Consider the following 14,781-nt stretch of genomic DNA (forward strand, 5'->3'; position numbering starts at 1 on the left):
AGGAACTGCGTTCTGCATACCACTCAAAAAGTGGGTAGTAATGGCGCAAAAGCATCACCTTCCGTACAAAGATCTGCACAAATGCAGTTGGTCTGGTACTTTCTTCAAGCAAAATTTTGACCATATAACGATAAAATTAAAAGCCTCAAATTTAATGATTTGAGACTTTTAATTTTTCATTGAAGTTTACCTAAACGGCATCCGACAACGAACTAAAGGTAAAGTCCCTGATCTTCATAGGTGGTATCAAAGCATTCTGACCACTTTCGCCACTTACGGTGCGTTCACTTTTGCCTAAGACTTCCAGGTTGTTGAGCATAATGACCGGGCTTTCGTTAAAGCGAAAATTCTTTACCGGGAACTTGATCTGACCGTTCTCGATGTAAAAAGTGCCATCGCGGGTTAGTCCTGTGTACAATAACGTTTGCGGGTCCACCGGGCGTATGTACCATAATCTGGTAACCAAAATACCTTTCTCGGTGCCTTTAATGAGTTCTTCTAATGATTGGGTACCGCCTTCCATAATAATGGCATCTGCGCCGGGCAAAGGTTTAACGCCTTTCTTTTCGGCCCAGTAGCGCGAGTAACTCATATTTTTTACTACACCCTTCTCTATCCAGCTTACGCGGTTTTGTGGTTGGCCGTCACCGTTCCATACGCTGGTAGGCAGTTCGGGGTTAAATGGATCGGAGTATATGTTTACGCGCGGGTCTACCAGTTGCTCGCCCAGGCGCGTTTTACCACCGGGTTTGCTCAAGAAGCTGCGGCCTTCATCGGCACTACGGGCATCAAGGCTGCCGTACAATTGCTCCAACAAAACTATACCAGCAGCAGGTTCTAAAATTACCGTGTATTTACCCGGCTCCAAAGCCTTAGCGGTAGCCGATCCTGTTGCTTTTTTAGCGGCAATTTTAGAGAAAGCCAGCGTATCCATTTTACTTACATCATTATAAGCCTTGGTGGCATAGCCCGATCCTTTGCCATCTGCCGTACGCAGCGTTACCGAAAAGTTTACATCTGTTGATGTATTGTAGGCAAACAGGCCTTTGGAATTCATCATGGCCGAATAGCCGGTACTGTTCTCTAAAAATCCGGCCGCGGTGAGGTTAGCATCTTTAGCTACCTGTAAGCTGGCCTGTACCATATCGGCACGTTTCTTTGGGTCTAAAGCCGCCGTTTCGGGCACAAAGGTTTTGCTGGGTGGGCCATAAGTTTGCGGACCTAAAAAGGGCATAAACTCGGGGTTCTCAGGTGCCAGTTGGGCCAGTTCTTCCGAACGGCGTACTACCTTTTCTAACGAGGCGTCGTCGAACTCGTTAATGGTAGCGGTGCCTACTTTTTTGCCAAAGGCCGAGGAAACTACCAAGCTGTTACGGCTGATGCCGCCGCTGGTAGATACCGAGTTGCGGGCGTAGCGTATGTTGGAGGAGTCGCCCCCGTTTAAATTAATTTCGCATTGTTCGGCTTTGGAGTAGCTGAGCGCTTTTTTTAGTAGAGCGCGTGCTTGTTCTTCGGTTAATATAGCCATGATATATTTTAGATTTTGCGTGCTGTGTTAATAATGTTTACTCCGTTAAAACGTGCTGTGGATGAGCCGTGCGATACGGCGCTTACTTGCTGCGGCTGCCCCTTGCCATCAAAGAACGAACCGCCCAAGCGGTAATCGCTCTTGTCGGCCACGGCCGAGCAGCTGTTCCAGAATTCCTGGGTGTTAGATTGATAGGCCACATCGTTCAGCATACCTACAATTTGCCCGTTCTTAATCTCGTAGTAGAGTTGTCCGCTAAACTGGAAATTGTAACGTTGCTGATCGATAGAAAAGGAACTGTCGCCAATAATATAAATACCCTTTTCGGTATTTTTGATCATATCGGCTACTTTAAGTGCCTCTTTGCCCGGTTGCAGGCTGATATTAGGCATGCGCTGAAATTGCACACTGCTCCAGTTATCGGCATAGCAGCAACCTTGGGATTCTTTGAGTCCGATGATGTGCCCCTGGTCGCGGATAGACTGGTAGTTCACCAAAACCCCGTCTTTAATAATATCCCATTGCTTGGTGGCCACGCCCTCATCATCGTATCCTACGGCACCTAAGGAGCCGGGCTGCAGTTTATCGGCCACAATGTTCACTTTATCACTGCCGAACTTGAACTTTTTAGATTCCCATTTATCCAGCGTTAAAAAGCTGGTACCGGCAAAGTTGGCTTCATAACCCAGCACACGGTCGAGTTCGGAAGGGTGCCCTACCGACTCATGAATGGTGAGCCACAGGTGCGATGGATCAAGGATCAAATCATACTTACCCGCTTCTACCGACTTCGCTTTCAGCTTTTCTCCGGCCTGCGTAGCGGCAGCACGGGCATCTTCCAGCATATCGTAGCGATCGCGATACAAGGTGGTGGGCATGCCTTTAATTTTGTCGCTTTCGCGCGGCATAACATACTCATAACCCATACCCCGCGGCGAGCTTAACGATTGGCGCGTTTCGAACTTACCTGTCTTGGCATCTATTTTGGTTACGCCAAAAACCGGCCAAATGCGGTGCACATCCTGATCAATGTAAGAGCCGTCGGTAGAGGCAAAATACTTTTGCTCATTTACCAAAAACATGATAGAGTTTACGTAATTGGCCCCTGCTTTTAGGGCGGCATCATTTACCGATAATAGCAGATCTACCTTTTCTTTCACCGGCACTTCAAATGCGTTACGCTCAATGGGGGCTTTCCAGCTCACCTCGCCATAGCCTTTTTGCGGCAGCAGTTGTACCGGCTCGGTTTGCAGGCGGGCATTTTCTTTAGCTATGGCTACCGCCTGGGCAGCGGCCTTGGCAATACTGTCATTGTCCAGCTTATCGGTAGCGGCAAAGCCCCAGCAGCCGTTGGCTATCACACGGATACCCATGCCGTAGCTTTCGGTGTTTACCACATTTTGCACCTTGTCTTCGCGGGTAACTACATACTGGTTCAGGTAACGGCCAATACGGCAATCGGTGTAGGTGGCGCCTTTGGAACGTGCTGCGTTGAGCACTACATCGGCCATGCGCTTTTTCAAAGCCACATCAACACCACCCTGCAATGCCGCCTCGGGCGCAATAGGCGAACCAAATACCGGGATCTGGCTCAGCATAGCCCCACCGAAACCCATGCCGGTGAGGTAGAGGAAGTTTTTTCTGTTCAATGTTGGTTGGTTAGTTGAGTTGTTTCATTTTCAATAATTCCCTCCTTGGGAGGGGTACGGCTGGCTTAGTGTATTAGCAGGGAGGGCTTTTGCCGCTTTGTTAACCCCTCCCTGCCCTCCCGAGGGAGGGAACTTTTTACATTAATCTCTTACATTCCCTCCCTTGGGGAGGGGTGCGGCTGGTTGTGTGTTGGCAGGGAGGGGTTTTGCCGCTTGTTAAACCCCTCCCTGCCCTCCCGAGGGAGGGAACTTTTCCATAGCCTAACCCAATCTCCGGCTCGTATTAATCACATTTACTTTATCGAACTTAGCAGTTGAGCAACCGTGCGATACGGCGCTTACCTGGCTGGGCTGGCCTTTGCCATCAAAGAAGGAGCCGCCCATGCGGAAATCGCTTTCATCGCAAATAGCCGCGCAGGAGTTCCAAAACTCCTGGGTGTTGGCTTGGTAGGCAGCGCCCTTTACCATGCCTACTACCTTGCCTTCTTTAATTTCGTAGCATAGCTGGCTGCTGAACTGGAAGTTATACCGCTGCTGGTCTATAGAGTAAGAATTACGGCCAAACATGTACAAGCCTTTTTCGGTGTTCTTGATCATATCAGCAGGTTTAAGCGGCGCCTTTCCGGGTTGCAAGCTTACGTTGGGCATGCGCTGAAACTGTACATCGCTCCAGGTTTGGGCATAACAGCAGCCTTGCGATTCTTTTAAGCCTAAAATATGGGCCTGATCGCGCGTGGCCTGGTAATTAACCAGTACGCCATCTTTTATAATATCCCACTCACCAGCTTTAACACCTTCATCGTCGTAACCCACTGCCCCAAGCGAACCCGGGCGTGTTTTTTCTCCTTTAAAATTCACAATGGGACTACCGAACTGGAACTTTTTTGATTCCCATTTATCCAGCGTTAAAAAGCTGGTGCCTGCGTAATTGGCCTCGTAACCCAGCACGCGGTCTAACTCGGTAGGATGACCAACCGACTCGTGAATGGTAAGGAACAAGTTAGTAGGATCAAGAATCAGGTCGTACTTACCCGGTTCTACAGGTTTGGCTTTCAGCTTTTCTTCTAACTGGGCAGTGCCTATGCGCACATCCTCTAGCATATCGTACCGTTTTTTGTAAATAGGAAATATGCCTTGGATCTTTTCCTTTTCATCAGGAATCAAATATTCATAACCCATACCTACTGGTGCGCTTAAGGAGTTACGGGTTTCGTAACCGCCATTTTTAGGATCAGTTTTGGTAAGGGTAAACGAAGGCCACATGCGGTGAATGTCCTGATCGATGTAAGAACCTTCGGTAGATGCAAAATATTTCTGCTCGTTGATCATGAACAGGTTATTGCTGATGAAAGTAGCACCGGCTTTTAAAGCTACATTGTTAGCGGCCAGCAGCAGATCTACCTTATCTTTAATAGGCACTTCAAAAGCATTCTTTTCGATAGGGGTTTTCCAGCTTACTTCGCCGTAGCCTTTTTGCGGGGCCAGTTGAACGGGTTCCGATTGCAGTCGGGCGTTTTCCTTGGCTATTTGCACGGCCAGTTGGGCAGCACGGGCAATGCTGTCGTTATCCAGCCTATCGGTAGCGGCAAAGCCCCAGCAGCCGTTGGCCAAAACGCGTACGCCCATGCCATAACTTTCGGCACTGGCAATGTTTTGCACGCGGGTTTCGCGGGTGCTGATAGATTGGTTGAGGTAACGACCCAGGCGCACATCGGCGTAAGTAGCACCTTTGCTTTTGGCAGCGTTGAGGGCAACATCGGCCATTCGCTTTTTGATAGCTACATCAACCGGCTGTAAAACCGTACCCGGTACCACCGGCGATGCCATGGTAGGCATACCCTGTAAAAAGGTTGCGCCCACACCTATACCGGTTAAGTATAAAAAATCTTTCCTTTTCAAAGCAGTAGTAATTGATTGCGTAATATAGCAATATGCAATCAATATTTACTGGTTAAACACGGCAGAATCAGGCAAAATTTGTCGCTTTTCAGGTGGCAGCAGCATAAACTTTTTATAGCAAGCGTTCAGGTAATCGGCCATGTTAAAATTGTTGGCTTTGTAGACCTTGATAGACGGCGTATAAACTTTAATAAAGTTGTCCAGTTCAACACCTTTGAGCGGCACAAAGTTGGCCACATTTTTAGGACTAAAGGCTTTGGCTATTTCAACATAGGTTTGTTCGTCCTGCAGCATTTTCTTCAGCTTGTCTCTTTTATGCTCATCCTTTTTCCAATACCAAAAGCGGAAGTTTACGCCACCTTTAAAATTTCCGTTTTTATCGGTTTGATAATTGGTGGTTTGTCCGTGAAAATTAGGATCATAAATGGCCATGCTCGGGCCATCCATACTGGTTACCTTAACGTCTTTCAGCATGTGTTCCTGCGGCAGCATAAATACCTCAAAGCTGTTAAGTTTGGTTACTATTAAAGTATCGTTTTGGTAAGCAAATCCTTTGAACAGGAGGATATCGTTCAAACTGGCTTTGATAACAAAGTTGCCTTTGTTATCGCTAACGGTAGTTTGTTTGGTGTTTAGGTTTTGAATATTAATGGCAGTTAAGCCAACGCGGGTTTTATCTTCGAGCACGCGGCCCTTTAGCAGTTGCTGACTGTAAGCCGAACCTGCCGACAAGCAAAGCAGGAAGTAAACCATTATGAATTTAGGCATAGCCCAAATTACACAGTTTATAAATATCAGGTTGTTAAATAACGTTAAAAGCCCTCCCGGTTGCGGGAGGGCTTTCGAACTATTAAATCTATATAAATTCCGTCATTGCGAATACGAAGCAATCTCTGCCGGATAGGTAGCGGACTATTTTCTACGCAGGTATTGCCTCGCTATCGCTCGCAATGACGCGCAAGGAATAATCCACTACGGTGTTAGTATCTCTTTACTTCAAAGTCAGACACACCACCTTTGAGGCGTATGTAAATTTTCTTAGCGGCACCATCAAAGCCGGGCGTAGTATAGTGGCTGCCGTTTACTTTGGTAAAGCCTTCAAAATCGTTAGATGACAGGCCCGAATGTACGGTAATATCGCATGCTGCATTTTTAGGAATGCTAATTTCTACCTCAGATGCACCGGTTGATACCGACACCTCGGTTACCGGCACATTATTGGCCAGTTTAATTTTGCTTGAAGTTGCACCACCGCTAATATCGAGTTTGCTCACTTTAAAAGGCGTAAGGTCGAAATTAATTTCGGCTGCCCCTCCTTTTAAATCAATATCCCATACAGGCAAAGTGTTGAGGCTTATACGAGCCTCGTTTTTACGGTCGCTATCCCAATGAAATTTATTGTTGTGATCTTTCATCTTAAACACCAGCGACGCCGTAGAATCACTCTTGTTCATGGTTAAAAAGTAATTGCCAAATGTTTCGCGCGTGCTTGCTTTGAAAAGACTATCGGTTGTACTATTTAAAATGAACGAAGTTGCCCCGCCCGATATAAACAGGCTTGCACGTTTTACATCAGGTGTATAAGCTTGCTGGTAAGCGCTGCTAATACCCTTCGATCCTTTGCTATCACCATCTGTATAAGCGGTATCAACATCGTCATCATCGTTACGGTCATCGTTAAAATTAAAATTGAACCGTGAACCGCTTTCATCACGACGGTTAATGTTGGCAAACAATATAAAGCCTAAGCCTGCTACCAAAACCAGTACCTTTAATGCCGTTGCCCAGGCTGTGCGGGTGTTGGCCAGCAGCAGGTTTATACCTCCTATCACCAAAAACACGGGCCAAAGGCGAAACAAGTTGCCCCAATGAAAGTCGATAACACCAAAATTATTGAGTAAAAACACGGTCCCGATAATTACCAATACCAGGCCTGAAAATAATCTGTCGTTTTTCATAACTTATTCAATTGGAGGTTGAGGGTTTGAAGCTTTATTTTTATTGGAAGAAAACAGGAGCACAAGGCCTATGGCTACCAGCGGCACCGGCCACAAGTGTTCAAAGTCCCAGTCGGGTATCACATTGTATTCATCCAGCAATAAAATGAGGCCTAAAAAAACGAGCACCATACCGGCTATTACACTAAAGTTGCTTTTACGGCGTGGCGCAGGCTGATAAATAAACGGATCGGCAGGCTGGCCTTGCGGCGGCATGGTATAATCAACACCCGGCGTACCAAAGCCCCAAGGCTTTTTAGGCATTACAACCATTAGCACAATGTATATTAATACACCGCCGCCCTTTAACACCAGGGCCAGTAAGAACAATGCTCTTACAATGGTAACATCTATATCAAAGTAATCGGCCAGGCCTTTACACACACCGCCAATGGTAGCATTGCGATCATCGCGGTATAGTTTCTTCTCGTTCATCGTTTTAAGTTTTAGAGGTTCATGTTATTTTTATAACTGACCCAAAACCGGCTTAATAATTATCTCATCAACATTGGCGCCTTTGCTCATGTTATACGCGTTTAAAATAGCGGCTGCAATATCATCGGGCATTACAAAACGGTCGGGGTGCACCTCGGTGCCTGCCCATGAACCTGTTAATGTTGAACCCGGCAGTACGGCTGTTACTTTTATGCTGTAAGCCTGCATTTCAAGTTTCATTATATGAGTAAGACTATACAGCGCAGCTTTTGTTACACTATAAATACCTGCATTTACAACAGGTTCTTTAGCGGCTATAGAACAAATGTTAAAAAAGTGACCTGCGCGCTCATCCATCATGCTTTTACCAAAAAAGCGGTAAAGTTCATAAGCAGGCATCAGGTTTGTGTTGAAGTTGGTGGTAAAAGCATCATCGGCATCATCCAAAATACTCGACGGCTGAAACATGCCCACATTGTTAACTACTACCTTAATAAAACCCAGTTGCTGCTGCGCCTGCCGGGCGTAGTTAAGCAGTTCATCTTTGCGGCTGCAATCAACAGCCAGGGCAAATACCTGTATATTGGGATTAATAGCCAACAGCTCTTGCTTTAATGCTGCTAAATCTTTTACATTGCGCGAACAAATTGCCATACTTATTCCTTGTTTAGCAAATGCAACGGCAACGGAGCGGCCTATGCCTTGTGTAGCTCCGGTTATCAGGGCGTTTTCCATAATTAAATGTAACTCTTATACGGTTAGGCTGTAAAGCTATAACCATAAAAATGTATTTTTATCAAATATTTTAACTGTTAACATGTTTCATACTTTAGGCAGATACATCCTACTTATACAATTAAGCTTTCGCAAGCCCGAAAAATTTAAAGTTTACTGGGCCGAGGTCATGCGCGAAATGGTTTCCATTGGCGTAGGCTCTATGGGTATCATTAGTATTATTTCGGTGTTTATAGGCGCGGTGGCTACCATACAGGTGGCTTTTCAGCTGGCCAGTCCGCTGGTGCCTAAAAGTACAGCCGGGAGTATAGCGCGAGATTCTACCATTCTGGAATTTAGCCCCACCATATCGGCCCTGGTATTAGCCGGGCGTGTTGGCTCGAGCATTGCCTCACAAATTGGCACCATGCGTGTAACCGAGCAAATAGATGCGCTGGAAATTATGGGCGTTAATGCCCCGGGCTATTTAATAGCACCTAAAATTATAGCAGGTATTGTTATGGTACCTCTGCTGGTTATTTACTCTATGGTGCTGGGTATTTTGGGCGGTTATTTGGCTTGTGCTATCACGGGCAGCATTCCAACTTCAGATTATATCATGGGTTTGCGCGATGGTTTTAACCCCTTGATTATACAAGTGGCATTAGTTAAGGCACTTTGCTTTGGTTTTATTATTACCTCTATTTGTGCTTACCAGGGTTTTTATACCAGCGGTGGTGCATTGGAAGTAGGCCAATCGGCCACTACAGGTGTGGTTTACAGCTGTATATTTATTTTATTTGCCGATTTGGTAGTTACCTCCGTGATGTTATGATTGAGATTAAAGACATTTATAAAACTTTTGGCGAGAACGAAGTACTCAAAGGTATCAGTGCTGTTTTTGAATCGGGTAAGAACAACCTGATCATTGGCGGCTCGGGCTCGGGTAAAACCACCCTACTTAAATGTATCGTAGGCTTACACGAACCCACCAAAGGTAACGTACATTTTGACGGGCAGGAGTTTACCAGTATGAGTTTTGAAGAGCGGGTACCCATTCGCAAGGAAATTGGGATGCTGTTCCAAAACTCAGCCTTGTTTGATAGCATGACGGTAGAAGAGAACATCATGTTCCCGCTTAACCTATTCAGCGAAATGAGTAAAAGCGAAAAGCAAGACCGCGCTAACTTTTGCCTTGGCCGTGTAAACCTGAAAGATAAAAACAAGCTTTTTCCGGCCGAGCTCTCGGGCGGTATGAAAAAGCGGGTAGGTATTGCCCGCGCTATTGCCATGGAGCCTAAGTATTTGTTTGTGGATGAGCCTAACTCCGGTTTGGATCCCAAAACCTCCATTGTGATTGATGAACTGATTAACGAGTTAACCCAGGAATATAAGATCACCACCGTGATTGTAACCCACGATATGAACTCCGTAATGGGGATTGGCGATCACATCATCTTTTTACACCAGGGCAAAAAAGCCTGGGAAGGCAGCAATAAAGACATTGCCCATACCGATAACCAGGAACTAAACGACTTCGTGTTTGCCAGTAAGTTTACACAGGCGGCTAAGGATAAGTTGTAGGTCTGTTGCCTGTTGCCTGTTGCCTGTTGCCTGTTGCCTGTTGCCTGTTGCCTGTTGCCTGTTGCCTGTTGCCTGTTGCCTGTTGCCTGTTGCCTGTTAAGTAATTCTGCTTATGGGTGATTGTTTTCTTTTTTTTACCTTTGCATAGTCTGGATACAGTTATCTGACAACAGACAACTCAAAACAGACAACAGAAATGATCCAACTCCTCACCCCATCGCACTGGAAAGATTACGAACTGATAGATTGCGGCGATTTTGAAAAGCTGGAACGCTTTGGGCAGGTTATCCTCATCAGGCCCGAGCCGCAGGCGGTATGGAGTAAAACGCTACCTCAGTCGGAGTGGCAAAAGCTGCACCACATTCGCTTTAAAGGCCGTTCGGCCACCGCGGGCGAATGGGTAAAGAAAAACCCTAATACACCCGACCGCTGGCATATCGAGTATAAAAATGAGAACGCTGCCATTAAGCTGCGCATGGCCCTTACCTCATTTAAACACTTAGGTGTCTTCCCTGAGCAAGCCGTAAACTGGGATTATATTGCCGAAAACATCAAACGTTTTAAAACGCCCAAACCTAAAGTACTTAACTTGTTTGCTTATACCGGCGGCGCATCGCTCATAGCACGGAGCGCCGGTGCCGATACCACGCACGTAGATTCTATTAAGCAAGTGGTAAGCTGGGCTAACGAGAACCAGGAGATCTCTAACCTGAAAGATATACGCTGGGTAGTAGAAGATGCCCTCAAATTTGTAAAGCGCGAAATTAAACGCGGTAAAAAGTACAACGGCATCATCCTCGATCCACCAGCTTACGGACATGGCCCTAACGGCGAAAAATGGAAACTGGAAGACCACATTAACGAAATGATGAACGATGTGGTAGAACTTTTAGATCCCGCTGAGCACTTTCTAATCCTGAATACTTACTCGCTGGGCTTCTCCTCGGTCATTGTGGAGAATTTGATTAAAAGCGCCTATCCTAAGGTGGAGAACCTTGAAATTGGAGAACTATACCTACAGGCAACCGCCGGACCTAAGTTACCTTTAGGCGTTTTTGGCAAGTTCCACAAAATTTAAGTTTAAATTTAACTACAACTAATTAGCGTATTAATTATATTTACAACGTTTTACAACGCAAAAAATTTTATTAACGCTAAAATATTTTACGCTACACGCTACATTGCCGCTAAGGCACCTATCTACATTATGAAATTTAAAGCCCTACTGTTTTCTTCTTCGCTGCTCCTGTCATCACTTGTTTTGCTTTCTAATTGCACAGAAAATAGTAAAGCCGGCAAAGCTGGCACCAAAACCGCTTCTGGTGCAGCAGCTACAGAAGATACCATCAAAATTGCCAACACTTCTACCCCTGTTGACAAAGCTAAATATGACAGCTTAAATAAATATTTAGCCAATGGCGATACTACTGGCCGCTGGCCGGTTAAAAACCAGCCTTATCCGTTAAATGGCGCTATATTACCATTTAACCGTATTGTTGCGTTTTATGGTAACCTTTACAGTAAAAAGATGGGCATTTTAGGTGAATTGCCACCTAAAGAAATGCTGGCCAAGTTAAAAGGCGAAGTAAAAAGCTGGCAAAAAGCCGATGCTAAAATACCTGTAATACCTGCGCTGCATTATATTGCCGTAGTAGCACAAGGCGATGGCGGTAAAGACGGCAAATACCGCTACCGTATGCCGTTCAAGCAAATCGACAGTGTGCTTTCTATGGCTAAAGAAATTAACGCACTGGTATTTTTAGATGTGCAGGTTTCGTTAAGCAACATACAATCTGAATTGCCTTTGCTGGAGAAATACCTGCTGATGCCAAATGTGCATTTTGGTATGGACCCTGAGTTTTCGATGAAAGATGGCAGCAAACCAGGCCGTAAAATTGGAACTTATGATGCCGAGGATATCAATTTTGCCAGTAAATACCTGGCCGATTTGGTGAAGAAGAACAACCTGCCTCCTAAAATTTTAATTGTGCACCGCTTTACCCGTAAAATGGTGACCAACTATAAAAACATTAAACTGCGCCCCGAGGTGCAGGTGGTAATAGACATGGATGGCTGGGGCGAACCAGATTTGAAATTGGGTACTTACCGCAATCATATTTTCCCTGAACCTGTACAGTTCACCGGCTTTAAATTGTTCTACAAAAACGATTTAAAAAAGGCACCGCACCATATGTTAACACCGCAAGAAGTGTTAAAATACAAACCGCAACCTATTTATATACAATACCAGTAGTTTAAACCAACAGTGCTGGATGTGACAAAGCCCGATGGAAACATCGGGCTTTTGTTTTTTTACCGCTTTTGCAATCATACTGCATTCGTTAGCCTGGGATATAGAACACTTGAAGCGGCTAAGTCTTTAACAAGGTTGTCATGATAGTCACCCTTAAACATTGCACCGTGTCAGTCTGAGCTTGTCGAAGACTTAGTAAAGCGGCAAATACTTCGACAAGCTCAGCATGACAAACTGTGTTAGACCATAGCATTTCAAAAAGCAGCGCCTACAAAAAAAGCCGCCACATAAATGCGGCGGCTTTCGTTTTATTTTAAACCCGGTTATTTCTTCTCCGGTGCTTTTTCAATCAGGTCCATAAACTGATCCAATTTAGGAGTAATGATAATTTGCGTGCGGCGGTTCTTCATTTTACCTGCTTCGCTATCGTTGCTGGCAATTGGGTTATATTCGCCGCGGCCACCTGCGGTTAAACGCTTAGGATCTACACGGTAAGTGTTTTGTAATGCCTGCACAACCGATGATGCACGCAGGGCACTTAAATCCCAGTTATTACGGATGGCACCTTTCGAAATAGGCACATTATCGGTGTTACCTTCAATCAGCACATCGTAGTCTTTGTAGTCGGTTATGATCTTAGCAATCTTGCTCAATGTCTCGGCCGATTTATCTGACACCTCAAAGCTGCCCGATTTGTACAGCATGTTATCAGATAAGGAAATGTACACCACGCCTTTCAGCACCTGTACATCTACATCCTTACTTTCGGCAGCACTTAACGAGCGGGTAAGGTTGTTGGTTAACACCATATTCAACGAATCGCTCTTGTTTTTGCTGTTTACCAGTTGCTGTATGTATTTGTTAGAGGAGTTAATTTCATCTACCAGTTTAGAAATGTTCACATTACCCTGGCCCGATGAAGTTAAGCACTTATCTAAAGCGGCCTGTAATGCCGATAGGTTTGAACGGCCTGCGGCAATTTGTTCTTCCAAACTTTTTACCCTAACGTTTGCCGAAGCCAGATCTTGCTGACTGTTTAAGAACCTGATGTTCAAATCTTTTTGCTTGTTTTGCAAACTGTCATAATTGGTTTGCAGCGACTGGTACTTTTTGGTACTTACACAGCCCTGCGATAGTAAAGCTACAGCCGCTAAAGCTATGGGAATAAGTGAAATTTTCATGATCGACTAAAATTTTAATTGTATAAATGAAGGTCGTTTATTGCTTGAATAGGCCCAAAGTAAGTAATTTTAAGGGTAATGCATCAAGCCGATGTTATTTATGACTTATAGCAACAAGTTTTAAAGTAAATAGTTTGGCGAATACAGTTTCTGCATACATCCCACTATCCAGCAAGATAAATTGACATCGGATTTATAACGTCAGGCGAAAGGCTTATATGACGCCAATTCATTCCAAATACTTTAAACATTTACGCAAAGCCTGCTGTTAAAAATATAAGCAAAGCACAAGACGATGATGATTACCCTACAACAAGCCACCGAATGGCAGGAAATACTGGCTTATAGCCTGCAGGCAAGCAGTACTCCTGATGATGACTCGGATGCCGACCTGGCCGATGACGATGATGAAGCTTACGACGATGAAGCTGAAGACGAGAACGACCTGCATGAAATACGTGTTAACGATGATTTAGGCGAGCCTGACCCGGAAGAAGACGATCACCTGCCCGACGAAGACCTGCAATAATTTCGGTTTATTTTTGTAATTCCTGCGGCGGAGTAGCCACCACTTTTATAGCCGGATTAATGGTGAGCAGTTGGGCTATAAAATCTTTCTGTGCTTTGGGCGACAGGTAAATCTCGTCAAACTGGTTGTATTTAATGATGCAACCTTTACTGCCCAGCGCTGGTTTTAAACCAGTATACATACTTTTATGTGAAATGATAGTGTGTATCTGCTTAATATCTATCACCCCATTAACCGGCCCCGAACGGTAGTAAAGCTGAGTGCCGGTAATATTATAATAAGTACTCAGCCACATCCAAAGCAGTAAACCGGCAACTATTTCTAAAATACCGCTTAGCCACCAGGTATTAATATCGGTACAGACCATGTTCACAACGCAAAACACGATCATTCCAATGGCTCCCCAAACTACTACGCCGGTAAGAATATTTCTGTCTGATTGATACTTCATACCTATTCTTTAAGTTGCAATTGGCAACAGTCTCTTATCAAAATGCAAAGCTGGCATTAGCATCCGGGTTATCCAGCTTGGTGCTTTTGCGTTGTCCGTTCACGGTAACATGCAGCATGTTTATCTGTTCGGGGTGTTCAGTAAATAACAGATCGTCGTGCACTTCAATTTTTTGCGCTTTGGTTACGCCTTTTACTTCCAGGTACGCCCAGGCACCATCCTCCTGAATTTCAAAACCAACGTAAGCCGGGTTAAGCAGTTTGCCATCCACCTTAATTAACAAGTGCCGGTGCACATAATCATTAATGAATTGGTTTAGCTGTTCCTTGTTTTTAGGGTGAACAATGTCCAGCTGCGTGCGGTATTGCTTTTCGAGCACGTGTTCCAGGTCATCATAAAACATGCGGCAGCTAATTTCTACCGATTGCGTTTTGGCGTTATGGTTAATTTCGGTAACGCTCACATAAAACGGGTGAAATGTACTTAAGCAGGCCGCAACCAGGTATTGTAACATACGCTATACAAGTTTTCAGATATACGCAAAATAAACTATTATTATC

General features: G+C 45.0%; 15 protein-coding genes. 5 read left to right on the top strand and 10 right to left on the bottom strand.

Features of this window, described 5'->3' with window-relative positions:
* Positions 1-190: 190 nt before the first annotated feature.
* The 7 genes from IEV61_RS18620 to IEV61_RS18650 form a co-directional block, all read right to left on the bottom strand.
* Positions 191-1,528, bottom strand: coding sequence for a TldD/PmbA family protein (locus IEV61_RS18620; RefSeq protein WP_229747208.1), 1,338 nt, complete (start codon positions 1,526-1,528; stop codon positions 191-193).
* A gap of 8 nt (positions 1,529-1,536) precedes the next feature.
* Positions 1,537-3,177 carry a TldD/PmbA family protein gene (locus IEV61_RS18625; RefSeq protein ID WP_188418569.1) on the bottom strand — a complete coding sequence of 547 codons (1,641 nt, stop codon included), beginning with the start codon at positions 3,175-3,177 and terminating at the stop codon, positions 1,537-1,539.
* Positions 3,178-3,438: 261 nt separating this feature from the next.
* Positions 3,439-5,076: a TldD/PmbA family protein gene (locus IEV61_RS18630; RefSeq protein ID WP_229747209.1), complete on the bottom strand. Its 1,638-nt coding sequence runs from the start codon at positions 5,074-5,076 to the stop codon at positions 3,439-3,441.
* 45 nt (positions 5,077-5,121) lie between these two features.
* On the bottom strand, positions 5,122-5,844 hold the full coding sequence (locus tag IEV61_RS18635; RefSeq protein WP_188418570.1) for a hypothetical protein: 723 nt from the start codon (positions 5,842-5,844) through the stop codon (positions 5,122-5,124).
* 212 nt (positions 5,845-6,056) lie between these two features.
* On the bottom strand, positions 6,057-7,034 hold the full coding sequence (locus IEV61_RS18640) for a toast rack family protein (protein WP_188418571.1): 978 nt from the start codon (positions 7,032-7,034) through the stop codon (positions 6,057-6,059).
* Between the two features lie 3 nt (positions 7,035-7,037).
* Positions 7,038-7,508: a PspC domain-containing protein gene (locus IEV61_RS18645; protein ID WP_188418572.1), complete on the bottom strand. Its 471-nt coding sequence runs from the start codon at positions 7,506-7,508 to the stop codon at positions 7,038-7,040.
* Positions 7,509-7,538: 30 nt separating this feature from the next.
* A complete protein-coding gene (locus IEV61_RS18650) occupies positions 7,539-8,243 on the bottom strand; it encodes an SDR family oxidoreductase (protein WP_188418573.1) in 705 nt (234 codons plus the stop codon).
* Between the two features lie 82 nt (positions 8,244-8,325).
* Here IEV61_RS18650 and IEV61_RS18655 point away from each other — a divergent pair, with 82 nt between their 5' ends.
* The 4 genes from IEV61_RS18655 to IEV61_RS18670 all read left to right on the top strand — a co-directional run bounded on the left by IEV61_RS18655 (position 8,326) and on the right by IEV61_RS18670 (position 12,060).
* The gene (locus IEV61_RS18655; RefSeq protein WP_188418574.1) at positions 8,326-9,057 is read left to right on the top strand and encodes an MlaE family ABC transporter permease; all 732 of its coding nucleotides are present in this window, start codon (positions 8,326-8,328) and stop codon (positions 9,055-9,057) included.
* A complete protein-coding gene (locus IEV61_RS18660; protein ID WP_188418575.1) occupies positions 9,054-9,806 on the top strand; it encodes an ABC transporter ATP-binding protein in 753 nt (250 codons plus the stop codon). Before IEV61_RS18655 ends, IEV61_RS18660 begins: the two co-directional genes overlap by 4 nt.
* Before the next feature lie 196 nt (positions 9,807-10,002).
* Positions 10,003-10,884, top strand: coding sequence for a class I SAM-dependent methyltransferase (locus IEV61_RS18665; protein WP_188418576.1), 882 nt, complete (start codon positions 10,003-10,005; stop codon positions 10,882-10,884).
* 129 nt (positions 10,885-11,013) lie between these two features.
* The gene (locus tag IEV61_RS18670; RefSeq protein ID WP_188418577.1) at positions 11,014-12,060 is read left to right on the top strand and encodes a hypothetical protein; all 1,047 of its coding nucleotides are present in this window, start codon (positions 11,014-11,016) and stop codon (positions 12,058-12,060) included.
* 323 nt (positions 12,061-12,383) lie between these two features.
* On the opposite strand, the gene IEV61_RS18675 is transcribed toward IEV61_RS18670, so the two are convergent.
* The gene (locus IEV61_RS18675; protein WP_188418578.1) at positions 12,384-13,241 is read right to left on the bottom strand and encodes an OmpA/MotB family protein; all 858 of its coding nucleotides are present in this window, start codon (positions 13,239-13,241) and stop codon (positions 12,384-12,386) included.
* A 295-nt stretch (positions 13,242-13,536) separates the two neighbouring features.
* Here IEV61_RS18675 and IEV61_RS18680 point away from each other — a divergent pair, with 295 nt between their 5' ends.
* Complete coding sequence (locus IEV61_RS18680; RefSeq protein ID WP_188418579.1) at positions 13,537-13,770, top strand: hypothetical protein; 234 nt, start codon at positions 13,537-13,539, stop codon at positions 13,768-13,770.
* Between the two features lie 7 nt (positions 13,771-13,777).
* Here the strand turns inward: IEV61_RS18680 and IEV61_RS18685 are convergent, their stop codons facing one another.
* On the bottom strand, positions 13,778-14,221 hold the full coding sequence (locus IEV61_RS18685; RefSeq protein ID WP_188418580.1) for a PH domain-containing protein: 444 nt from the start codon (positions 14,219-14,221) through the stop codon (positions 13,778-13,780).
* Between the two features lie 37 nt (positions 14,222-14,258).
* A complete protein-coding gene (locus tag IEV61_RS18690; protein ID WP_229747210.1) occupies positions 14,259-14,735 on the bottom strand; it encodes a DUF6702 family protein in 477 nt (158 codons plus the stop codon).
* Positions 14,736-14,781: the final 46 nt, after the last annotated feature.

Source organism: Mucilaginibacter galii, assembly GCF_014635825.1.
GTDB classification, from domain to species: domain Bacteria; phylum Bacteroidota; class Bacteroidia; order Sphingobacteriales; family Sphingobacteriaceae; genus Mucilaginibacter; species Mucilaginibacter galii.